The 24,484-nt window shown below is 42.4% G+C and carries 22 protein-coding genes; 9 read left to right on the top strand and 13 right to left on the bottom strand.

Going from position 1 to position 24,484, the window contains the following annotated elements:
* Positions 1-164: 164 nt before the first annotated feature.
* From HMPREF9009_RS14545 to HMPREF9009_RS14515, 9 genes are all read right to left on the bottom strand, one after another.
* Positions 165-1,358: an AraC family transcriptional regulator gene (locus tag HMPREF9009_RS14545; protein WP_049702555.1), complete on the bottom strand. Its 1,194-nt coding sequence runs from the start codon at positions 1,356-1,358 to the stop codon at positions 165-167.
* A gap of 104 nt (positions 1,359-1,462) precedes the next feature.
* Positions 1,463-3,802: a TonB-dependent receptor gene (locus HMPREF9009_RS14540; RefSeq protein WP_049702554.1), complete on the bottom strand. Its 2,340-nt coding sequence runs from the start codon at positions 3,800-3,802 to the stop codon at positions 1,463-1,465.
* 109 nt (positions 3,803-3,911) lie between these two features.
* A complete protein-coding gene (locus tag HMPREF9009_RS24845; protein ID WP_008770610.1) occupies positions 3,912-4,253 on the bottom strand; it encodes a hypothetical protein in 342 nt (113 codons plus the stop codon).
* Positions 4,254-4,378: 125 nt separating this feature from the next.
* Positions 4,379-6,706, bottom strand: coding sequence for a TonB-dependent receptor (locus tag HMPREF9009_RS14535; RefSeq protein ID WP_049702553.1), 2,328 nt, complete (start codon positions 6,704-6,706; stop codon positions 4,379-4,381).
* 84 nt (positions 6,707-6,790) lie between these two features.
* Complete coding sequence (locus HMPREF9009_RS24840; protein WP_053095310.1) at positions 6,791-7,171, bottom strand: hypothetical protein; 381 nt, start codon at positions 7,169-7,171, stop codon at positions 6,791-6,793.
* A gap of 46 nt (positions 7,172-7,217) precedes the next feature.
* A complete protein-coding gene (locus HMPREF9009_RS14530; protein WP_009040471.1) occupies positions 7,218-8,816 on the bottom strand; it encodes an aspartate:alanine exchanger family transporter in 1,599 nt (532 codons plus the stop codon).
* Between the two features lie 48 nt (positions 8,817-8,864).
* Positions 8,865-9,767 (bottom strand): cation diffusion facilitator family transporter, encoded by a 903-nt coding sequence (locus tag HMPREF9009_RS14525; RefSeq protein WP_049702552.1) that lies wholly within the window; start codon positions 9,765-9,767, stop codon positions 8,865-8,867.
* Positions 9,768-10,043: 276 nt separating this feature from the next.
* The gene (locus HMPREF9009_RS14520; protein ID WP_004300153.1) at positions 10,044-10,712 is read right to left on the bottom strand and encodes a bifunctional 4-hydroxy-2-oxoglutarate aldolase/2-dehydro-3-deoxy-phosphogluconate aldolase; all 669 of its coding nucleotides are present in this window, start codon (positions 10,710-10,712) and stop codon (positions 10,044-10,046) included.
* A gap of 48 nt (positions 10,713-10,760) precedes the next feature.
* Positions 10,761-11,786 (bottom strand): sugar kinase, encoded by a 1,026-nt coding sequence (locus HMPREF9009_RS14515; RefSeq protein ID WP_004313177.1) that lies wholly within the window; start codon positions 11,784-11,786, stop codon positions 10,761-10,763.
* 253 nt (positions 11,787-12,039) lie between these two features.
* On the opposite strand from HMPREF9009_RS14515, the gene HMPREF9009_RS14510 reads away from it, so the two are divergent.
* From HMPREF9009_RS14510 to HMPREF9009_RS14485, 6 genes are all read left to right on the top strand, one after another.
* Positions 12,040-13,104: a LacI family DNA-binding transcriptional regulator gene (locus HMPREF9009_RS14510; protein WP_004303832.1), complete on the top strand. Its 1,065-nt coding sequence runs from the start codon at positions 12,040-12,042 to the stop codon at positions 13,102-13,104.
* A gap of 30 nt (positions 13,105-13,134) precedes the next feature.
* Complete coding sequence (locus HMPREF9009_RS14505) at positions 13,135-14,625, top strand: UxaA family hydrolase (protein WP_004303833.1); 1,491 nt, start codon at positions 13,135-13,137, stop codon at positions 14,623-14,625.
* Positions 14,626-14,856: 231 nt separating this feature from the next.
* Complete coding sequence (locus tag HMPREF9009_RS14500; protein ID WP_004313178.1) at positions 14,857-15,456, top strand: hypothetical protein; 600 nt, start codon at positions 14,857-14,859, stop codon at positions 15,454-15,456.
* Entirely contained in the window at positions 15,457-15,753 is a 297-nt protein-coding gene (locus HMPREF9009_RS14495) for a winged helix-turn-helix domain-containing protein (protein WP_004313179.1), read from the top strand.
* 26 nt (positions 15,754-15,779) lie between these two features.
* On the top strand, positions 15,780-17,132 hold the full coding sequence (gene creD, locus HMPREF9009_RS14490; protein WP_008022930.1) for a cell envelope integrity protein CreD: 1,353 nt from the start codon (positions 15,780-15,782) through the stop codon (positions 17,130-17,132).
* A gap of 33 nt (positions 17,133-17,165) precedes the next feature.
* Positions 17,166-17,633, top strand: a complete 468-nt coding sequence (locus HMPREF9009_RS14485; RefSeq protein WP_049702551.1) for a macro domain-containing protein — start codon at positions 17,166-17,168, stop codon at positions 17,631-17,633.
* A gap of 442 nt (positions 17,634-18,075) precedes the next feature.
* On the opposite strand, the gene HMPREF9009_RS14480 is transcribed toward HMPREF9009_RS14485, so the two are convergent.
* The 4 genes from HMPREF9009_RS14480 to HMPREF9009_RS14465 all read right to left on the bottom strand — a co-directional run bounded on the left by HMPREF9009_RS14480 (position 18,076) and on the right by HMPREF9009_RS14465 (position 20,172).
* Positions 18,076-18,597, bottom strand: a complete 522-nt coding sequence (locus HMPREF9009_RS14480) for a DinB family protein (RefSeq protein ID WP_049702550.1) — start codon at positions 18,595-18,597, stop codon at positions 18,076-18,078.
* A 61-nt stretch (positions 18,598-18,658) separates the two neighbouring features.
* A complete protein-coding gene (locus HMPREF9009_RS14475) occupies positions 18,659-19,339 on the bottom strand; it encodes an RNA polymerase sigma factor (protein ID WP_049702549.1) in 681 nt (226 codons plus the stop codon).
* 9 nt (positions 19,340-19,348) lie between these two features.
* A complete protein-coding gene (locus HMPREF9009_RS14470) occupies positions 19,349-19,792 on the bottom strand; it encodes a GNAT family N-acetyltransferase (protein ID WP_008022934.1) in 444 nt (147 codons plus the stop codon).
* Between the two features lie 29 nt (positions 19,793-19,821).
* Positions 19,822-20,172, bottom strand: coding sequence for a winged helix-turn-helix transcriptional regulator (locus HMPREF9009_RS14465; protein WP_004313186.1), 351 nt, complete (start codon positions 20,170-20,172; stop codon positions 19,822-19,824).
* A 166-nt stretch (positions 20,173-20,338) separates the two neighbouring features.
* Here HMPREF9009_RS14465 and HMPREF9009_RS14460 point away from each other — a divergent pair, with 166 nt between their 5' ends.
* From HMPREF9009_RS14460 to HMPREF9009_RS14450, 3 genes are all read left to right on the top strand, one after another.
* On the top strand, positions 20,339-20,866 hold the full coding sequence (locus tag HMPREF9009_RS14460; RefSeq protein ID WP_004313187.1) for a DJ-1/PfpI family protein: 528 nt from the start codon (positions 20,339-20,341) through the stop codon (positions 20,864-20,866).
* A gap of 498 nt (positions 20,867-21,364) precedes the next feature.
* Positions 21,365-22,966: a sensor histidine kinase gene (locus HMPREF9009_RS14455; RefSeq protein WP_049702548.1), complete on the top strand. Its 1,602-nt coding sequence runs from the start codon at positions 21,365-21,367 to the stop codon at positions 22,964-22,966.
* 201 nt (positions 22,967-23,167) lie between these two features.
* Entirely contained in the window at positions 23,168-24,469 is a 1,302-nt protein-coding gene (locus HMPREF9009_RS14450; RefSeq protein WP_004313189.1) for a Na+/H+ antiporter NhaC family protein, read from the top strand.
* Positions 24,470-24,484: the final 15 nt, after the last annotated feature.

The raw sequence follows: 24,484 nt of genomic DNA, 5'->3' as shown, positions 1-24,484 counted from the left end.
AGTAATATGCAACAACGAAAAGGTATAGCCAAAATCCTGCATTGTATAGCCAAAATCCTGCAAATCTTGCAGGATTGCCGGAAATTCCATTGTTCGGAGAAACTTCTACCTATGCATTGATGGAAACAACAGCATTTGATGATAAAAGAGTATCGCCTTCTCCTTTAAAGTACAGACTTTTGTTGGCGGAACTCAGTAGGAGTCATTTTTACCAATTCGCGGAAATTGCGGTTGAAGGTGCGCATTGCCTTGAAGCCCGACGCTCCGGCAATGTCTTCGATTGTGTGGTTCGCGTAGTCCGGAAGCAGGAGCAAGTCCATGGCATGACGGATGCGCAGGCGGAGAAGATAATTTTGCAAGGTCAGTCCTGTGGCACGCCCCACAGCGGCGGAGAGATTACGCTCGTTTGTGCCAAGAGCTTTAATCAGGTCGTCACGCTTGAAGTTGTAGTCGAGGTACGGTTGTTCTTTCTGCAGATAGGCTTCGAGCTCTTCAAACAAGTGGTTGCTATCGCCGGATTGCAGGTAACAGATGAGGTCGCCCATATCGGCTTCGAGCGGTGGTTGGGTCAGTTTCCCATCCTGTTCGACGATAAAACGGCGTAGCATCTCGTAAGTGTAATGATAGTTAGTGTACAGCCATGCAAAAGCAGGATAGAAAACCACGATAAGGAAACTGAAACTAAACTCGGGTATCGGTCCCGGACAGACAAGTAAAACCCATGCGCCAATGCCGATACTCAACGCATAAAGGAAAGCGCGCATCGTCCACCGGAGTTCCAGTTTGGAGATACACTCTCCGGTCAATTCTTTTAAATGCGTGATGTAGTGGCGTTTTTTACGGAAAAAGAGGCGGATGTAAACGAACAGTTGTACGGTATAGGTGACACCGAACAAGGTCCGCACTGCCAACGGGAGATTGTGAACGACACACGCACGCCATTCTGCCAAAGAATATACACAGACGTCCGCTTCAATGCAGCAACTCACCACATACAGCAGAATGAAAACGAGCGAAGGCACCGCATGCTTCATCACATTGGCAAAAGTGACGTATCTGCTGTCGAACAGCAATATCAACATAAACGTGAACATCAACGCCTGCGAAGAAGCAAGCACCAACACCAATATTGAGAATAAGTCCAACGACCGGTATACGCCGAACCCGTCAACCAGCAACTCCGCCAAATGACCGACAGCGATAATGAAAGAAGCAGCGATGAAGAAATGGCATGCACGCCTGTATTTGGGATTAACGGCGTGCGCCATCTGCTTGAAGCAGACAAGACCGAAAGATATAGACAGACATATTCCGATAATAATGCCGTTTGTTAGTGTGTGTAAAGCCGGTATATCCATTACTTAGCATTTGTTTTCCCAACAAAGTTAATGAATCTTGACGAAAAACCGACTAGTTACAGCCTGTAAAATTCGACAAGTCTGCAAAATCGTATAGAAACAACCTAATAGCTAATCTTCACTCCGGCAAAGAAACTTCTCGGCAGAGAAGGCCCGTAAATATAGCCGGAATCCCGATTAGCTCCTCTATCAAAGTCCTTCTGATAAGACTCAAAGAGGTTCTGAATTCCGCCGTTTAGTTGCAAATCGACTGTTTTGTATAGCTTGAAGTCATAAGCCAGTTTCACTCCCAAATCGAAGAAACGGGGTGTACGGATGGCTTCCGCCTTTCGTTCGGGCATTGCGCCCAGTTCGGCGTTCTCGGCGGTGATATCCATGCGTTGCACTAACATTCTCCCGGTATAAGTTCCTGACAGGGCAATGGATAAAGGTTTGATGGGAGTATAAGTAGCTGTGAAGTAACCATATGTATCGGGAGTACGGAAAATCTTCTTTTCTGCCGGTGCGTCGTCATGCCATTTATGAGGTTCATCGTATCGGCTGCGTTGCAAAGTGAGTCCCGCTTGTATTTGCAGGATGGAAAGATAAGCCACTTTGCCCTCCAGCGTTAGCCCCATCACTTTCGCGCCGGGACCGTTACTGCGTGTTTTTACCAATATCCCATCGCCACGGTCATAAGGTTCGCCCAACACGAAGACATCTGTCAGTCTTGTATAAAAGCCCTCGATCAAGAAATTCGTCTGGAATACTCCGAAACGGTGATACATATCTGCGGACGCACTGAAACTTTGGGATTTCTCTTCTTTCAAGTTCTTCGCACGCTCAATCATTGCCACTGTTCCGCCCACATTTTCAATATGCATATCTTCATCAAAAGCCTGCGGAGCACGGAATCCGGATGAATAGCTCAAACGCAGGTTTATATTCTGTGTCGGGTTGAAACGCAAGTTGGCACGGGGGCTAAAGATGACATTATCTACCATGTTATGCTTATCCAGACGACCACCGATCAGAATGCCCCAACGGTCGTTCTTCCACTCGTTCTGCAGAAAAGCACTGTAAATATTTACCGTCTGATCCGTGTGGCGGTCATATCCCCACATATTATCTTTCAGACGATCACGGTTATATTCAAGTCCTGCCGTGAGGTCAGAAGGCATAAAAAAACACTTATCAAACGTATGTACATACTGCGCGCCGCCCATAGCGGTTAAATCCGTTGTTTTTCCATAGGCTTTCAGAGGATCGTTACCCGGTCCGTAATAACTGTCCCGATCTGTATTGGCGGCTGACGCAAAGATACTTAGACGGTTCTTTTCATCTGGCGAGAAATAATCGAACTTCAAACTTCCACCATCAATCGAATGTTGCAACTGCTCTGCAATATGGGCTTCGTGAGGAGGACGGTCCAACATATCCCCTCCCCGACGGAATTCCTGCATGTGGTGATATTCGAAGGTTAGTTTGGAGTAAGTGCTTGTTTTCAGATAAGAGCGGAAGCCCACTGTCTGATTCTTCAATTTAGGTAGTTCGGTGAATCCGTCTCCGTCATAATCATATCCGGACCGGTGACGGTTCTGACCAAAGATATACAGTCCGGCACGATGATCGTCCGTCACTAATGAAGCATTCAGGGAGGTATTGTTATCGAATGAGGAGCCGCCTCCTAAAGCAGTAAGGGTGTGCGACAGCTGGCCGGAATTGCGCAAAGGCTCTTTGGTGATTATATTGATGGTTCCTGCAATGGCCGAAGAGCCGAACAAGGCGGAACCTCCCCCACGCATCACTTCTACGCGTTCAATCATGCTGGCGGGAATCTGTTCCAGGCCATACACTCCGGAAAGGGCACTGAATACGGGACGGGAATCTATCAAAATCTGCGTATACGGTCCGTCCAGTCCATTGATGCGGACTTGCTGGAAACCACAATTCTGGCAGTTTGTCTCTACACGTACACCGGGCTGAAAGTTCAGCCCTTGCGATAAAGTGGAAGAGTTAGTCGTTTCAAATAGCTTCAGATCGACGACATTTACCAAAGTAGGAGCCAAACGGCGCGTCGTTTCACTGCGGTTGGCGGAAACCACTACCCCATCCAAAGCAATCGCGTCCTCTTCTATTTCAAAATCCTCTTCCAGTGTCTTTCCTTTTTTCAGAGTCACGTTGCGGGTCACGGTCTTGTAGCCGACCGAGCTAACCTCCAGTATAAAGTTACCTTCCGGCAAATTCTTCAAAAAATAATGTCCGGTAGCGTCGGTCACGGTTCCTATCGTTGTTCCTTTCAGTGCAATGGTGATGTAAGGAAGGTGCTCTTTCGTTTTCTTATCCAGTACATGGCCTATGATGTTCGCATCGGATTTTTTCAGTTCAGGGTAGTCCGGATGTTCAGCCAATGCGTATGACAGGACACAATACAGGCCGGCCAGGACTAAAAGATATTTCTTCATTGTCGTTAGTCTTTTAATGTTTAAAATCAAAAATAATAATAAGGGAAAGGGAAGCAGCGATCATTAATCGTTGTTCCTAACTGATGAATACTGTTCCCGAAAAGATAGACTAAGCGACAGGAGGTGCTCTAAGAGATATGACGCCCGGACAAGAACGGTGATATGGCTCAACTTGCGGGCGGATAAACAGGATACATAATAGAGATAAAGCAGCGACCGCGAATGTAGGTATTAATCCGCTGTCTGTCACCAATACATGATTCAACAGGTGAATGAGTTGGAATTCAACCGTCGTATGGCTATGTTCACTGCCTTTTTTAAATGGATGCGAATGGACAATCGTTACCCCGTTTACTACATGGGAGTGAGTAAATAAAGTGATTCCTGCCATGTACGAAATAAACAGTACAGGCAAAAACCACTTCATTATATGTAGGTACAATTGTTTCATCCGGTAATCTTGCACATCTATTCTGTGCAGTAAAGTCAGGGTTTAGTTTGTTTTTTTGCAAAGATAAGGATTGTCTCCATGCAAAACAATCCCTATTTATAACGATTTTAAATCTTAACCGAATCTTAATAACTGATCTTCACCCCGGCAAAGAAGCTTCTCGGAAGTGACGGACCATAGATATAGCCGGAGTCACGGTCAGCTCCTTTATCGAAGTCGTCCTGATAGGCATTGAAAATATTCTGTATGCCGGCATTCAACTGGAGGTTCATCGACTTGTAAAGTTTGAAGTCATAAGCAGCTTTCAAACCGATATCGAAAAAGTCTTTGGTATTCACCGTTATCGGATTTTCAAGGAATCCCGGAACCGGCTCGTGGGGAACCAGCATCGAACCGGTATAGGTACCGGAAAGAGCGATAGATAACGGTTTTATCGGGGTGTAGGTTGCTGTAAAATAGCCGTAAGTATTTGGCGTACGCATCATTTTCTTCACCGCCGGAGCTTCTTTGTTCCAGATGTGCGGTTTGCTGTAATGGCTCTGTTGCAGAGTGACTCCCGCCTGAACTTGGATTTTATTCAGGTAAGCCATCTTTCCTTCCAGTGTCAATCCCAGAACTTGCGCTCCTGATGCATTGTGACGGGTACGTGTCAGAATTCCATCCACTACCTCTCCGTCGGTAAGGGCAAAAACATCCGACAACTTTGTATAGAATCCTTCTACCAGGAAGTTAACCTGAAACGCACCAAAACGATGATAAATATCTGCCGAAGCACTCAAGCTCTGTGATCTTTCTTCTTTCAGATTATCCGCCAGTTCAACCATCGCTACATTACCGCCTACATTTTCCACATGCAAATCTTCGTCGAAAGCCTGCGGAGCACGGAAGCCGGATGAGTAACTAAAACGAAGATTGATGTTTTCTGTCGGATTATAACGCAAGTTGGCACGCGGACTGAATATCACATGGTCAATCAGATTATGCTTATCCAAACGGCCGCCAATCAGGAATCCCCAATGATCATTTTTCCATTCGTTCTGAAGGAAAGCACTACCGATATTCACTTTCTGGTCTACCGTGCGGTTGTATCCCCACATGTTATCTTCCAGTTTGTCCTGATTGAACTCTATTCCGGCAGTCAGGTCGGAAGGCATGAAGATGCATTTGCCGAAGCTGTAGACATACTGTGAGCCTGCCATCCAGTTCAAGTCAGTGGTGTTTCCGTAAGCATCCAAAGGGTCTCTGTCACCTGGACCATAATAGCTGTCGCGATTGATATGCTGTGCGGATGCAAACACATTGAAACGATGTTTCTCGTTAGGTGAGAAATAATCGAACTTCAGTCCTCCTCCATTGATTGAGTGTTCGGTCTGTTCCGCCACATTCGCTTCGTGAGGCGGGCGGTTCAACAAGTCTCCTCCTCTACGGAATTCTTCCATGTGGTGATATTCAAAAGTAAGTTTCGAATAAGTCGTTGTTTTCAGGAACGAACGGAAACCAATTGTCTGACCGTGTAATTTGGGTATTTCGGAATATCCGTCGCCGTCATGGTCATACGCAGAACGGTGGCGGTTCTGACCGAAGATATACAGACCTGCACGCTGGTCGTCCGTCACGAGAGACGCATTCAATGCCGTACTGTTGTCGAAAGCGTCGCCATCGCCAATTCCCGTAATCGTATGAGATAACATACCAGAGTTGCGCATCGGTTCTTTGGTGATGATATTGATTGTACCGGCAATGGCAGATGAGCCGAACAGTGCCGAGCCGCCTCCACGCATCACTTCCACACGTTCTATCATGCTGGCAGGAATCTGTTCGATACCATACACACCGGAAAGCGCACTAAAAATGGGACGGGAATCGAGCAGGATTTGCGTATAAGGGCCATCCAGTCCATTGATACGCACTTGCTGGAAACCGCAATTCTGACAATTGGACTCTACACGAACACCCGGCTGAAAGCTCAAGCCTTGCGCCAAAGTCGTAGAATTGGTATTCTCAAAGATTTTCAAATCTACTACATTCACCAGTGTCGGAGCCAGACGGCGGGTGGTTTCATTACGATTGGCAGATACGACTACGCCATCCAAAGCAACCGCATCTTCTTCTATCTCGAAATCTTCTTCCAATGTACGCCCTTTCTTCAGCGTCACATTCCGTCTGACGGTTTTATATCCCACCGAACTGACCTCCAGCACAAAATTACCTTCGGGAAGATTCTTCAAAAAATAATGCCCGGTAGCATCGGTCACAGTTCCGATGGTCGTACCTTTCAAGGCAACTGTAATATAGGGTAAATGCTCTTTTGTATTTTTATCAAGAATATGGCCAACGATGTTGGCATCTGACTTACGTAATTCGGGATGATTAGGATATTCATGAGCTTGTCCTTCAAGGGCAGGCAGCAATGTGCAGCACAGGCAGACAAGCGAAAAGATGTATTTCTTCATTTTTCGTTTGTTATTCATTTTCGATAAGTATTCACATGGATAGACAGATAATGCCCTACCTCATGCAAGGTACGGTATCATCATTCAAAGAACAGAAAAACGAATAACCGGGGGTGCTCTAAGTCCCACTACCCCATGATACGGACAGTGATAGTGAGAGTGTTGCGAACGTCCGAGCAACAAGCACAATAAGAAAGGAATAAAAAGGGAAAGAGCAAAAACAACAGCCGCACCGTCTGCCGTTAAGTGAGACAGAAAATGAATCAACTGTAGTTCGACTGTAGAATGTTTATGTGCCGCCCCTTTCTTAAACGGGTGTGAATGGACGATTGTCACGCCATTGACCACATGCACGTGGGCAAAGAATGTAAAGCTTACCAGATACGATACAAACAGTATCGGCAAGAAGTAGCGTGTAATATTCAATAACAATCGTTTCACCTCATTTTTTCTTTGAGGCGGCAAAGATACGAACTATTTATTTAACAATCAATTATTATATGAAATTCTGTTAATATACAGCCGAGGCTATTACTTGAATAAACAGAATTAAGAATACCATGGCAATCGGATAAACAGTTGCGTAAGCTACGCTCGGAATATTGCTATCCACCATCGAGTCGGCGGCAGCGAGTCCCGGAGTACTTGTCATCCCTCCCGTAATAGTTCCCAGCAAATCGAGCAGACTGATTTTAAATACGAAATGTCCGACAATGGCTGCAACAAGCATTGGCACCAATGTGATGGCGGCTCCTACTCCGAACATCAATAATCCGCTTTCCTGGAAGGTAGCTACCAGATTCTTACCGGCAGAAGTTCCCACTTCGGCAAGGAAAAGAAGCAGACCTAACTGGCGCAACAACTGATTGGCAGGTCCGGACATAGACCAGATAATGGGTCCTGTCTTACCTATCGCACTCAACACAAGAGCTACCATCAAAACTCCCCCGGTCAGTCCCGGTGAGAATGACAGGCTATCAGAGAAAGAGATATTTATTTTGCCGAATAACACGCCCAATACAATACCCATTGCAATGGGGAAAAAGTCCGTATCAGATAGTTTCTTCGCATTATTTCCCAACAGGCGGGCTACTCCTTTAAGTCCCTCTTTCTCACCGACTACCATCAGTTTATCACCAAACTTCAAGGCTAGATCGGGAGACGGAGATAAATCAATACCGCTTCGACGAACACGAGTCACTGTACAACCAAAGTTTTTCTGTAAGTTCAAATCACCCAGCTGTTTGTTTATCATGTCTTTTTTAGTCAACAACAAAGATTCTATTTCCTGTGTTTTATCCAAAGGCAGTTCACCTTCTTCTCTATTGCCTACCAACACAGCCAGTTGATCCAGTGACTCTTCGCTGCCTACGGCTTGTATGTAGTCTCCTTCATGCAACACCGTATGGGCGGTAGGAATGGATATTTCATCATTGTGTTTCAGACGTGAAATGACAGCACCTGTCATACCACGCGCATTAATTTGCACCAAGCTGCGATCGAACACATTCGCATTAGTGACGCGATAAATACAAGTAGTCAATTCCGGGAATTGTCCGCGACGTTCTATCTCCAGGCGACGGGCTTCTTTATCTAAATCCACCCGCATGATTTTAGGCAACAGCTTGACAAACAGAATCACGCCGATCACTCCAAACGGATATGCGATACCGTAAGCAATGGATGCCAGAGGAGAATTGGTACTGTCGATGGCAACAGCCAAACCCGGCGTACTAGTCAGCGCTCCGGCAATCAGACCGACAACACTCGGTGTATCGATATCAAATGCATATTTCAGTCCGACTGCAGTAAGACAGGCGGAACAAATAATAAGCATAGTGATGAGAATAAGCGTCTTTCCTTTGCTACGGAAAGAATCGAAGAATCCGGGCCCTGCCTGAATACCGATGGTAAAAATGAAGAGCACCAAGCCGAAGTTTCCTAATTCTTTAGGAATGATAACACCAAAATGCCCGAAAAGAAGGGCAATGAAAATAACTGCCGACACATCGAGAGATAACCCCTTAATTTTAATTCTTCCCAGCATAAATCCCAATGCGACAATCAGGAAAAGGGAAAAATAAGAGGAATGCAATAAGTCAGTAAACATAAAAAATAAAGGTTAGTTAGTTTAAGGGCGCGAAGGTACGGATTTTATTTAATCCTCACAACATTCCTTGCAGCAAGTAGTCCTTTCGTCTTCAAACTCCAAAGTGGCATGATGGATGCCTGCCTCTTCGAGTGCTTCTTTTATATGATGTTTCACTTCTTCCAACTGTGTGATATTATCAATGACAATATGGGCAGTCAAAGCGGTTTCCGTTGTGCTTAACGCCCAAATATGCAGGTGATGGCAATTCTCCACACCGGGTTGTTTCATGATAAGTTGCTGCATCTTTTGAGCGTCTATCCCCACCGGTACTCCATCCAACGACAACCGGAGACTATCGTGAAGCAATCCCCAAGTAGAGACAATAATGATAACAGCAATGCCAAGTCCGATAATCGGGTCAATAATGCTCCATCCTGTATAGGTGATAATAATGCCAGAAACAACTACACCGACAGACACCAATGCATCTGCTGCCATATGCAGGTAAGCTCCTTTCACATTCAGATCCTTATCTTTATCTTTCATAAAGAGCCAGGCAGTCAGTGCGTTGATGACCACTCCCACCCCGGCTGTCCATGCGATGGCAGAACCATCTACGGAAACCGGGTGGAAGAATTTATCTACACTCTCGGCAATAATAATGCCCACGGCAACCAATAATATAACTGCATTTAATAAAGAGACAAGAATCGTACTTTTCTTATATCCATACGTGTAACGGCTATTGGGATGAACTTTCTGCAACCGGAAAGCCAACATGGCAAGCACCAGACTGGCTACATCACCCAAGTTATGCCCGGCATCAGAAAGCAATCCCAGAGAATTATAATAAAACCCTACTCCGAATTCTACGATAACAAAAGCAATATTCAAAGTAATACCTATGATAAAAGCCTTATTGAACGATGTCAACTGATGATTATGTTCGTGGTGATGATGAGGTTCCATATTATATATTGTTATTATATCTACTACCTTAAAAACATCTTATCGGGAGATTAGTTCATCCCCATTCCACTTTCAGCAATAGTAACGGCTCCCCTCCAGAAAAAACAAGCCACCGAAATGAATGAATCATCCCGATGGCTTATCCCCTTTAAACACCTTTAAACAAAATGAAAATATGCCTCATATACTAACTAAACTAACTAACCCTCGAGGCATATTTTAAAGAGGCTGTCGCATCAACCTCTTTTTATTATAGACAGCTTTCGCTCTCTAATCTTATTTACGAGCTTCGGCAATATAACCGAGCGCTTCTTCACATTTTGCAGTTACATAAGCCCAGTCTTCTGCTGCCACTTTATCTTTCGGGAACAACTTAGAGCCCATACCTACGCAGAATACACCAGCTTTGATCCATGCAGTCAGGTTTTCTTTAGTAGGTTCTACCCCACCTGTTACCATCAGCTTAGACCATGGCATCGGAGCCATCAAGCCTTTCACGAAGTTAGTTCCGTAAACATCACCCGGGAATACTTTGCAAAGATCGCAACCTACTTCCTGCGCAAAACCTACTTCTGATACGGAACCGCATCCCGGAGTATAAGCTACCGAACGACGATTACATACCTTAGCAATTTCAGGATTGAACAACGGACCTACTACGAAGTTAGCACCCAGCTGCAAGTACATAGCAGCAGTAGCCGGATCAACGATAGAACCGATACCGATTGCCATTTCAGGACATTCTTTTGCTGCGAACTTAACGATTTCAGCAAATACTTCCTGTGCGAAGTCACCACGGTTTGTAAATTCAAAAGCACGAACACCACCGTCATAACAAGCCTTTACTACTTTCTTTGCAACTTCTGCATCTTTGTGATAGAATACAGGAACCATTCCTGTAGAGCCGATCTTATTCAATACGGCTATTTTATCGAATTTTGCCATCTTAATTTCTTATTTTAAATGAATTGATTTTTCAAACTCTCAACTTATTTACCTCTGTACGCGACCGCTTGCGTCACCACCAGCCAATGCTTCTACTTCTTCTATAGAAACAAGGTTGAAGTCACCATTGATAGTATGTTTCAATGCAGATGCAGCAACAGCGAATTCAAGAGCAGCACCCTGATTAGGTTTAGTCATCAAACCGTGGATGATACCGCCGGAGAAAGAGTCACCACCACCTACACGGTCGATAATCGGATCGATATCATAACGTTTTGAAGTATAGAATTCTTCTCCGTTGTAGATCATAGCTTTCCAACCGTTGTGAGTAGCAGAGAAAGATTCGCGCAAAGTAGAAACTACATATTTGAATCCGAATTCTTTCATCATTTGCTGGAAGATACCCTTGTAGCCTTCAGCATCTGTGTGGCCAGCCTCAACGTCAGCATCCGGTTTGAAGCCCAAGCAAAGTTCTGCATCTTCTTCGTTACCGATACATACGTCTACAAACTGCATCAACGGTTTCATGATAGACTGTGCTTTTTCTTTCGTCCACAGTTTCTTACGGAAGTTCAAGTCAACAGAAACAGTTACGCCGTGACGTTTTGCAGCTTCACAAGCCAGACGAGTCAACTCGGCAGCCTTGTCAGAAATAGCCGGAGTGATACCAGACCAGTGGAACCAGTCAGCACCTTCCATGATAGCATCAAAGTCGAAATCAGCAGCGTCAGCTTCAGCAATTGCAGAATGAGCACGGTCATAAATAACTTTGCTAGGACGCATAGAAGCACCTGTTTCCAAGTAGTAGATACCTACACGGTCGCCACCACGGGCAATAAAGTCTGTCTTTACGCCATATTTACGCAATGCGTTAACAGCAGACTGTCCAATTTCGTGTTTCGGTAATTTAGTTACGAAATAGGCGTCATGTCCGTAGTTGGCACAGCTCACTGCAACGTTAGCTTCTCCACCACCATATACTACATCAAAAGAGTCAGATTGAACAAAACGAGTATTACCCGGAGTTGATAATCTAAGCATGATTTCGCCTAATGTAACGACTTTCTTTCCCATAATCTTATGTTTTAAATTCTAAGTTATTAATATTATGAACTTTCAATTTATCATTCCAGCCCTATTTTAGGGGTTAACACACTGATAACATGACTATTAATCTATAAAAAGACTAACACCACATACCTTTCGTGTGCGGGCACAAAGATACAACAATTTTCGTAATTACAAAAATTGTTATATATTTGTATCGAAAATATTAAGATTATTATTGTGTGCGAGCACAAAAACCTATATAAATAAAGGTTATCGTATGAATAAATTGCCCGAAAGGATCAGAATCAAAGACATCGCCCGTCTGGCAGATGTATCAGTGGGAACAGTAGACCGCGTTATTCATGGACGTAGCGGAGTGTCGGAAGCCAGCAAGAAACGCGTAGAAGAAATTCTGAAGCAGCTTGACTACCAGCCCAACATGTACGCCAGCGCTTTGGCTTCTAATAAGAAGTATACGTTTATCTGTCTGCTGCCGGAGCATCTGGAAGGCGAATACTGGACAGCGGTAGAAACCGGTATTCACGAAGCTATTGCCACCTATTCGGATTTCAATACTTCGGTGAAAATCAACTATTACGATCCGTACGACTACCATTCATTCGAGAATGCCAGCGAAGCCATTCTGGCTTTACAGCCGGACGGAGTGATGGTAGCTCCTACCGCTCCGCAGTATACGAAAGGTTTCACCGATCAGTTGCAGGCATTGGATATACCTTATATATATATAGACTCCAATATCAAAGACGTTCCTCCCCTCGCCTTCTTCGGTCAGAACTCACGCCAAAGCGGATACTTCGCTGCCAGAATGATGATGTTACTGGCACGGGATGAAAAGGAAATCGTTATTTTCCGCAAGATACATGAAGGAATTGTGGGCTCTAACCAGCAAGAGAACAGAGAAATCGGTTTCAGGCAGTACATGAAAGAACATCATCCGTCTTGTACTATACTGGAGCTCGACTTGCATGCCGAACGCAACGACGAAGACAATGAGATGCTGGATGAATTCTTCCGTACCTATCCGACAGTGAAGAACGGAATCACATTCAACTCTAAAGCCTATATCGTCGGCGAATACCTGCAAAGTCGCGGAAAGAAAGATTTCAATCTGATAGGCTATGACCTTCTGGAACGGAATGTCACCTGCCTGAAAGAAGGAAGCATCTCTTTCCTCATTGCCCAGCAACCGGAACTGCAAGGCGCCAATGGCATCAAAGCTCTTTGCGATCACCTTATTTTCAAGAAAGAAGTGACCTGCATCAACTATATGCCCATCGACTTGTTAACGGTAGAAACAATAGACTATTACCATAGCAAATAACAACAAAGTACAACTTTACAAGTACATTACATGGAAACAAAGTATTTAAGAATTAATCCTGCCGACAACGTTGCCGTTGCCATTGTTAACCTCCCGGCAGGAGAGCATCTTTCTGTAGATGGCATTGAAATTACACTGAACGAAGACATTCCTGCCGGACATAAATTCGCATTGAAGAATTTTGCTGAAGGCGAAAATGTAATCAAGTACGGTTATCCTATCGGACATGCACGAATGGCTAAGAAACAGGGTGACTGGATGAATGAAACGAACATCAAAACCAACCTCGCCGGATTGCTGGATTACACTTACAACCCGATTCAGGTTTCTTTGGATATTCCTCATAAAGATCTTACTTTCAAAGGTTATCGTCGCAAAAACGGTGATGTAGGGGTAAGAAACGAAATATGGATTATCCCGACAGTAGGTTGCGTAAACGGTATCATCGGTCAACTGGCTGAAGGACTGCGTCGCGAAACCGAAGGTAAGGGAGTGGATGCCATTGTCGCTTTCCCACACAACTACGGTTGCTCACAACTTGGTGACGACCACGAAAATACGAAAAAGATTCTTCGTGACATGGTGCTTCACCCCAATGCAGGCGCTGTATTGGTAGTAGGCTTGGGATGCGAAAATAACCAGCCGGACGTGTTCCGTGAGTTTCTGGGCGAGTTTGATGAAGACCGCGTGAAGTTCATGGTTACTCAAAAGGTAGGTGACGAGTATGAAGAAGGAATGGAAATCCTGCGTGATTTGTATGCAAAGGCTTCTAAAGACGAACGCACCGATGTTCCTTTGTCCGAACTGCGTGTGGGATTGAAATGCGGTGGTTCCGATGGTTTCTCCGGCATTACAGCAAACCCGCTATTGGGTATGTTCTCCGATTTCCTGATTGCACAGGGAGGTACAAGCGTATTGACCGAAGTACCGGAAATGTTCGGTGCAGAAACCATCCTAATGAACCGTTGCAAAAACGAGGAACTGTTTGAACAGACCGTCCATCTGATTAATGACTTCAAAGAATACTTCCTGTCACACGGAGAGCCTGTCGGTGAAAATCCTTCTCCGGGAAACAAAGCCGGTGGTATCTCTACCCTGGAAGAAAAAGCACTGGGATGCACCCAAAAGTGCGGAAAGAGCTATGTATCCGGCGTGATGCCTTACGGTGAACGTTTACAGAAAAAAGGTCTTAATCTGCTTTCTGCTCCGGGCAATGACCTGGTTGCAGCCACCACCCTTGCTGCAAGCGGATGCCACATGGTACTTTTCACCACCGGACGTGGTACTCCTTTCGGTACTTTTGTTCCAACCATGAAGATTTCCACCAACTCAACGCTGGCTAAAAACAAACCGGGATGGATTGACTTCAACGCTGGTGTAATTGTAGAAAACGAACCGATGGAAAAGACTTGCGAACGTTTCATTGATTATATTATCAAAGTAGCAAGCGGTGAATTCGTAAACAACGAAAAGAAAGGCTATCGCGAAATTGCTATCTTTAAAACAGGCGTAACCTTGTAAATTATTTTTTTGATACAGTAACTTATACGAAGTTAAAAGACATATCGTTAACACCATAGAATTGCTATCCCCTACTCAACAAGAAGTTGAACGGGACAGCAATTCTTTTTTGTATAATACCATATCAAAGCCTCATCATACCATTGAACTCTTTATTATCAAAATATTCAAGCAAAAAGTTTGTTCATCTGAAATCTTTTATTTTACTTTGCAGCACAAAGTACTTTTTATATGAATAAAGATAAAGCATTAGAATCGGTAAATGAGATAAAAGAGTTGATGGAAAAGTCCTCAAAGTTTATCTCTCTAAGTGGTCTCGCTGCAATCATGGCGGGCATTTACGCATTAGTTGGCGCATATATCGCCACACAAGTTATTACACCGGGCACTCATTTAATTGTTGCCCTTGAATTGATGGCTATAATAGCCTCGCTTGTATTGGTAGCTGCTGCGGTCACTGCCTGCATCCTGTCCTATTACAAATCCAAGAAGACAGGGCAAAAATTTTTCAGCCGCCTCACTTACCGGGCATTGTGGAATTTCTCTCTTCCGATGCTGACCGGAGGTGTTTTATGTATTTCCATCCTTATGCACGAGTATTATGACATCCTGGCTTCGGTCATGCTTCTATTTTATGGGCTGGCACTGGTCAACGTTTCCAAGTTTACTTATTCCAGCATCATATGGTTAGGTTATGCTTTCATCTGTTTGGGCGTCGTAGACTGTTTTTGGGAAGGTCATTCATTATTGTTTTGGACCATCGGTTTCGGCGGTTTCCATATCCTCTATGGTATATTGTTCTATTTACACTACGAAAGAAAGAGATCATAAATGATAGAAGCATTCCAATATATTAATAAAGCATTCGAAAGCAAGGTCCGACTGGGCATCATGGCTATTCTGATGGTAAATGAGGAAGCTGATTTCAATTTTCTGAAAGAGCAGCTCTCTCTGACCGACGGCAATCTTGCCAGCCATACCCGTGCCCTAGAAGAACTGGGATATATCGTATGCAACAAAAGTTTTGTCGGACGAAAGCCACGGACTGTTTTTCAGGCAACCCCGCAAGGCAGAGAAGCTTTCAAATCGCATATTGAAGCCTTAGAGAAATTTCTAAAATCAAAATAAATAATTCATCAAAACACTACTGGCTTATGGACGCTTTCAATGAAAATTTAAATGAGCAACAGGCGCAGCAACCTATGGGATGCCTCCACCGTTTCTCCAAAACAATCAAGGTTGTCATCATCGGATTATTAATCCTTCTCCTGATGATCCCCATGTTTATGATTGAGAATCTTATTTCCGAACGGGGACGAACCCAGGAAGAAGCTATCGACGAGGTAAGCGAAAAATGGAGTCTTGCACAGACCATCACTGGCCCTTACCTGAATCTCCAGTATCCGGTTGTCACTGAAAACAACGGTGAGAAGAAGGTTTCCATCAAAGACCTGATACTTTTTCCTGACGAGCTTATGGTCAATGGACAACTGAAGACTGAAATCCTGAAAAGAAGTATCTATGAGGTCAATGTATATCAATCGGAACTGACATTGAAAGGTTCATTCAGTTCGGAAGAATTGAAAAAGAGCAGAATAGACATGGACCAGTTGCAGTTTGACAGGGCAGCTATTTGCTTGAACCTGACCGATATGCGGGGTATCAGCGAACAAATCAGCATCACCTTGGGAGATTCTGTTTATATATTCGAACCGGGTATGGACAACAGAGGAATAGCTAACACCGGAGTTCATGCGATCGCTAATTTGTCGGAGTTGAAGCAGAACAAAAAACTGCCATACGAAATAAAAATCAAACTGAAAGGTTCACAGTCACTCAACTTTATTCCATTGGGTAAAACAACCCGTGTAGATCTGAAAGCCAACTGGAATACACCGAGCTTTACCGGAAACTATCTGCCTAACAACCGGAATATTACGGAGAAGGAATTTTCCGCACAATGGCAAGTTTTAAACTTGAACCGGAATTACTCACAAGTGATGGTTGACTTCAACACCTCAAATATCAAGGATATTGAGAGTTCCAGTTTCGGTGTGAACTTCAAAATTCCGGTGGAACAGTACCAACAGTCTATGCGTTCCGCAAAGTATGCCATTCTGATTATCCTACTGACTTTCGGAGTTATCTTCTTCACTGAAATCATGAACAAGACCCGCATTCATGCCTTGCAGTATTTATTGGTAGGACTGGCTCTCTGTCTATTCTACAGCCTACTCCTCTCCTTCTCCGAACACGTCGGCTTCAACCCGGCCTATTTATTATCTTCTGCACTGACTATTATACTGGTAGGCGGATATATGTTCGGAATCACCAAGAAAAAGAAACCGTCATTAATCATGTCCGGTTTGTTGACTATACTCTATATTTACATCTTTGTGCTTATCCAACTGGAGACTTTCGCATTATTGGCAGGTAGCTTAGGGCTGTTTATCATTCTGGCAATAGTGATGTATTTTTCAAAGAAAATAGACTGGTTTAATGAATAAGATTCTATTTCTCAAGCTGTCAATTAGAAAACTATGGATATAATATATATTAAAGGAGATGCTACATCTCCTATCTCACCGGGTAATAAAATCATCACTCACATCTGCAATGATATTGGAGGATGGGGAAAAGGATTCGTATTGGCACTTTCCAAAAAATGGAAAGTTACCGAAGAAGCTTACCGCCAATGGTATAAATCCCAAGAAGAATTCTCCTTAGGAGATGTACAGTTCGTCCACGTGGCAGATGATATATATGTCGCCAATATGATAGGACAGCAGGGTATCTACAAAAATACAAATGGATTACCTCCTATCCGCTATGAAGCAGTCCGACAATGTTTAAAAAAAGTAGCCTTGTTTGCAATGGAACAGAAGGCAAGTATACATATGCCACGAATTGGTTGTGGATTGGCTGGCGGGAAATGGGAGCTTATCGAACAAATTATCAAAGAAGAATTAATTGATAAAGAAATAGCTGTAACCGTATATGATTTATGAATAAATCCAGAGTTACTCAATAAACAAGAGGCTTTCTTCTGAAACACTTGACAAATGGCTTTTTATTTTGTATCTTTGAGGAAACAAAAGCAATAAGAGGAATGAAAAATATAAGAAAAATAGAGACATAAAAAGCCTTTAAACTGATACATTTCAGTATTAGTACAGATATATCATAGGGCAATAATCTAACGATCATTGCCCTATTTTGTTTATATTTTTACTTAATTCATTCTATCGAATCTCTAAAAACGATCAAAATAGTTTTTAATAAAATCTGATACCGTTTATAATAAACTATCAAAAAGTTTATTATAAACAGAAAGTACGTTTATTAAGAGCGTAGTCCTTAATTGTAAAAATTGAGAAACACGTTTGCATACAATATGCAGGTCATTAATAAGTCTATTTATTCACACAGTAATAGAAATGGACATAATCATTATTTCATCCAAACGATTGGATACCCCAACTCTCTTTTGATTGCTTCCATTTCTGCACTGTGCCACATTTCATGTTTAAAGCTCCACGACAATGCTTCATATTTAGTTTCCGCAACAGGATGTTTAAACGGGAGAGGCTGCAAGCACTCTGCCAAAACATCATCATTCAGAGTTTCCAGATTCTCGATACAGATTTGATGAACAATTTCCGTTTGTTCTCTCAATTCAGCAACTGGAATCAAGTCCTTTTCTATGGAACGATGCAATGTTCCCATACCATTGAATATTCTATTATATTTTTGGATAGGCACTAATCGCCCCACCTTTTCGTTCACTCCGGTAACAGCTGTCAGTGTATGAAAATTCTGTGAAACAAGCAGATGTCCCACTTGCCAAATAAAGTTAGAATCTGTTCCTTCAGGAATAACATACCACAAATCTTCCGGCAATTCAGACATCAAACGATTCACAAATGTGCGAGCTTCTATAATCTGCTCCTTTAAAAAGTCAATTTTACTCATAACTATATGTTTTTTAATTATACATATAGTTAGTGGAAAAGCAAATGAGCTTTGTGACAACTTACTGCAAGAATTTCTCCCAATAATTTTTCCTCGGTAGTTCTTTTTCAAACTTCCTATATAAATCGGCAAGCCTCATCATTCGTTGCACCATTGTATATTCTTTATCCATATCAATAGAATATACCGGTTTGCAAATGCGACATTTACAAGCACCATCGGGATTATATAACGGGCAAGTATCATTCATAAAAGCTGTGATTTTCTGAATGGAACGATTATAGATTTGCCGCACATTACTTTCTTTCAGTTCCATGATTTCGCCAATCTGCCGATAAGGCAACCCGACATTTTCTCTAAAGATAAAAATCAGACGAGCATCATTATTCAGACAATGATTTAAAGCGGTGATACACCAGTCGCACCTTTCTTTTATCCATTCCCGCTTCGCTTCTTCCCCACCGGAATATTCAAATTCCGGCAACGAACGAAAATATTCGATTTCCGACATTTTCACCTGCTTTTCACATGCTGCATATCTGCCAATAGTGCGACGAGCGATAGTGTATATCCATGTAGAAATCTCCGAATCGCCTTTAAAACTACTGATACTTTTGCAAAGTTCATACCACACTTCCTGTGCTGCTTCGCGGGCGATTTCTTTATTCTGAATCATCCGGTGAGCAATCATGGAAATCATATTTCCATATTCTTTCACCAAACAATTGATATCTATTTCCATCGTTACACACTAAAATGTTTTCTTCAAATATATCATATCCACCAACTGCACACCATCCTCATACATCGGATGATCGTAGTTGTCAGTAAAGAAATTCTTTATCCGGTGAGAAATCGCAAAACCACAATGTTCATAGAATGATCTGGAAGAAGGTACATCTCCTGTGCCCACCAACATTTCAGAGCACTTCCCCTGATAATATTCAAATAAAAACTCTATTAAACGTTTTCCGTACCCCTGTCGTTGGAAGAAAGGAACAGTAGCAATATTCTTGATTTCATAAACACCTTCTCCCTCACGTGTCACCACACAAAGAGCTTTCAACCCATCATCATAAAGAACAAACATATCACCGCGTTCCAAATATCGGTCAATCATACTTTCTTGTTCATCAGCCAAGAGTAATAAATCAAGGAATTCTTTTTTATCTGAAGTTACTAGTTTTATCTCCATATTTTCTATTTTGTCATAAAATAAAAATGTTACCGACTCATTTTCCTATGGTCCAAAATAATATTCATATTCTCCAAAGCCCATCCCACCAGTCCTTCAATATGAGGAATCAAGGTACCACCTGTATCTGTCAGGCAATACTCCACACGAGGAGGTACTTCAGCATATACTTTCCGTTCAACCAATCCATCTGATTCCAAAGTACGCAATGTAACAGTCAACATTCTTTGAGAGACGTCTTCTATCGTTTTATGGATATCACTAAAACGCATAGTTCCATTTGCGTTCAGCGTAATAAGCACCAACATCGACCACTTATCTCCCAAGCGGCTAAGCACATCTCTTATCGGACAATTCCCCGTCGGATGAAAGTTTTTCATTCTTTAACGTTTTGTATTTTATTGAGTTTCAGCAATAGTTACCTCTATGTAACTTCCTTATTTTCAAGTATGTTATTGCATTTCTCAAACAAGAAAGATACATTTGCATCACAAAAGTAATAAACTTACTAATAATAACTATTGTTTCATTTAAATAATTATGATTATGGCAAAGAAAGTTGCAGTTTTAGCAGTGAATCCGGTAAATGGTTGTGGATTATTCCAATATTTGGAAGCATTTTTCGAGAATGGCATTTCATATAAAGTATTTGCCGTATCGGATACGAAGGAGATTAAAACAAATTCAGGAATCAACCTAACAGTGGATGATGTGATTGCTAATTTGAAGGGACACGAAGATGAGTTTGACGCACTCGTTTTCTCTTGTGGCGATGCAGTGCCTGTATTTCAGCAGAATGCCGATAAGCCTTATAATGTAGATTTGATGCAAGTCATTAAAACGTTCGGGGATAAAGGGAAAATGATGATCGGACATTGTGCCAGTGCAATGATGTTTGACTTTACCGGTATAACCAAAGGGAAAAAAGTAGCAGTTCACCCATTAGCCAAGTCAGCTATTCAAAACGGAACAGCTACCGATGAGAAATCAGAGATAGATGGTAACTTCTTCACCGCTCAAAATGAAAATACTATTTGGACAATGATGCCGCAGGTTACCGAAGCATTAAAATAATGCCGGCTGCGCAGATATAAAACAATAAATATAAACATTATTATTTAAATTCACGTATCCGAAGATGAAAAAGCACGTTCGTTTAAAAGGAACGGTGTGTTTCTCGGTGTGCAACGGGTCGTTTCTTTTAAAGGAGCGACCCATTGGTTTTAAAGGAAAAACACACCATTTATTATGCATTAGTAATCAATTACTTACAAGTTCGAAAAATTCTAAGACTGACTAACTTCCCCAAACAACGTTTTATTTAATAAATCCGTACAATCCCACCTCTTTATTTCTCAAAATACTGTTGTTAGTTAACTAAAATCCAACGGAAATATCATATATTACATTATCTTTTCGCACCAAGAAAAAGAAAAACGGAACATTACAAAAATCCGAAACAGCGTTCATCATTTTTAAAAAAGTCCGTATATTAGCAGCTTGAAGATTTGAAAGAGATAAACAGCATACTCCTTTCGAGTTTAAATAACCAAACAAGATGCCTAAAACAATATGACCAGAGAAAAAGAAAATTATAATGCATTTTTACTTCATTTTCTAGAAAGATTGAATGGCTGTGAATCTATTGAAAACAAAATCACAGAATCACTTACGGATATTTGCGAATACTATGGTTTTAAAAGAGGATTCATTTACCAAACTGATGGATTTCGCTACTTTTACCTAAAGGAAACTGTCGGAAATAGCGACAACATCCTGCGACAACGTTTTGAAATCAGCGAAATGACCAATCAACATGCTGCGCGCATAAATGGAAAGAACAAACCTTTTTATGCTTGCAGAAACCAAAATACTTCTTGGAATGATGTAGACATCGTGGATTTTTATAAAGTCGACTCATTACTAATCCGGCAAATCCAAGACTCCGAAGGGAAAATTATCGGATTCATCGGATTTGGAGACAGAGAACATGCAATATCCTTCACCGATGAAGAACTTCAAGTGATTCATCTCATTTTAGGCTCCCTCTCCAAGGAAATAGCAGTGCGGGAATATAAAGAAAGAGAAGTGCGGGCAAGCAAGACATTAAGCAGCATCATGAATAATATGGGAGTTGACATTTATGTGAACTCTTTTGATTCTCATGATATGCTATATGTCAATGAATCTATGGCCGCTCCTTATGGAGGCATCGAACATTTTGAAGGAAAAAAATGCTGGCAGGCTCTTTATAAAGATAAAACCGGAGAATGTGAATTTTGTCCTAAAAAACATTTGATTGACGAAAACGGGCAACCTACCAAAGTCTACTCCTGGGACTACCAACGCCCGTTTGACAAATGTTGGTTCCGGGTATTCAGCGCAGCATTTGCCTGGATTGACGGACAAATAGCACATGTTATAACCAGTGTCGATATCAACCATCAAAAAACGATTGAAGAAGAACTAAGAGTAGCCAAAGAAAAAGCAGAAAATCTGGACCGCTTAAAATCAGCCTTTCTCGCTAACATGAGTCACGAAATCCGCACTCCGCTAAATGCGATTGTTGGTTTTGCAAGTCTGTTGGTTGAATCGGACGACAAAAAAGAACGTCAGGATTATGTTGACATTATGCAGGAAAACACAGAACTTCTTTTGCAGTTGATTTCCGATATTCTCGATTTATCGAAAATAGAAGCCGGAACACTCGACTTCACCATGGATCACCTGGATATCAAGAGCTTCTGCGAAGATATAATGCGCAATTATGATATAAAAGAAGATAAACCCGTACCCGTTTTGCTGGCTCCGGATTTACCTGAATATTATATTTACACAGACAAAAAACGTTTAATGCAGGTTATTACCAATTTCATAAATAATGCTCTCAAATTTACAAATGAAGGGCAGATTATGTTGGAATATCGCCATAAAGCAGAAAGTAATGAGATAGAATTCGCTGTCACAGACACAGGTATGGGGATTGCACCCGATAAAGTAGATCAGGTGTTCGACCGATTTGTAAAACTCAACTCTTTTTCAAAAGGCACGGGCTTAGGTCTATCTATTTGCAGAAGTATCATCGAACATCTTGGCGGCACTATCGGTGCCGAATCCGAAATAGAAGTCGGCAGCCGTTTCTGGTTCACACATCCCTTGCGCTTAAATCAATAAGAAATAATAAAAAGAACCTGCCCTACTTATCAATAGTAGGAACAGGTTATACTTTTTTTCTATGGAGTGTCTCCCTCATCTATAGAAAGATCAATGAAATAATGCCTTCTTTCGACTTCCTTTTTGCCACTTCCTGTGAAAAACACTACTTTTGCATCGCTATTTTGATTTTAGAATAAAACAAATACCCAACGTTCATTTATGACTGAAGAAAAAATACATAAAGACCGTCCCGGAAACTGGTGGGCATTAAGCCCGTTACTCGTATTCCTTTGCCTCTATCTGGTAACTTCCATCCTCGTCAACGACTTTTATAAAGTACCTATCACAGTGGCTTTCCTCGTCTCTTCCTGTTATGCCATCGCCATTACACGCGGCTTGAAACTGGACCAGCGTATCTATCAATTCTCGGTAGGAGCTGCCAATAAGAATATCCTCCTGATGATATGGATATTCATCCTTGCCGGAGCTTTTGCCCAAAGCGCAAAGCAAATGGGTGCAATTGATGCCACCGTCAATCTGACGCTGCATATTCTTCCTGACAATTTATTGCTGGCAGGTATCTTTATTGCCGCCTGTTTCATCTCTTTATCCATCGGAACCAGTGTGGGAACTATTGTCGCCCTTACTCCCGTTGCCGTAGGACTGGCAGAAAAAACTGAAATAGCTCTCCCCTTTATGGTAGCCGTCGTAGTAGGCGGTTCTTTTTTCGGAGACAACTTATCTTTTATCTCCGACACCACCATCGCTTCGACAAAAACCCAGGAATGTGTAATGCGCGATAAATTCCGTGTAAATTCTATGATTGTCGTCCCGGCAGCCATCATTGTGTTGGGAATTTACATATTTCAGGGACTATCCATTACAGCTCCCACCCAAACACAGACCATTGAATGGATCAAAGTTATACCTTATATAATAGTATTAGGAACAGCCATTGCCGGAATGAACGTGATGCTCGTACTCATAATAGGTATATTGACAAGTGGCATCATTGGCATTGCGACCGGCAGCTTCGGGATCTTCGACTGGTTTGGTGCCATGGGAACAGGAATTACAGGAATGGGAGAACTGATTATTATCACTCTGCTGGCCGGAGGGATGCTCGAAACAATCCGTTATAACGGTGGTATCGATTTCATTATCCAGAAACTCACCCGCCACGTCAATGGTAAAAGAGGAGCCGAATTAAGCATCGCAGCCCTGGTAAGTATCGCCAACTTATGTACTGCCAACAACACGATTGCCATTATCACAACAGGACCGATTGCCAAAGATATTGCCGTGAAATTCCATCTCGACCGAAGAAAAACAGCCAGTATCCTCGATACTTTCTCCTGCCTGATACAAGGGATTATTCCATACGGAGCGCAGATGCTGATTGCAGCGGGACTTGCCAGCATCTCCCCCATCAGTATCATCGGCAATCTCTATTATCCGTTTACAATGGGAGCATGCGCCCTGCTCGCGATTTTGTTCCGCTATCCAAAACGGTATTCGTAAAAAAGATACGAAATG

Origin of the sequence: Bacteroides sp. 3_1_13 (assembly GCF_001185845.1) — a bacterium.
GTDB classification, from domain to species: domain Bacteria; phylum Bacteroidota; class Bacteroidia; order Bacteroidales; family Bacteroidaceae; genus Bacteroides; species Bacteroides xylanisolvens.
The sequence above is the reverse complement of the archived record's forward strand: the minus strand, read 5'-3'. Positions and strand labels throughout refer to the sequence as shown.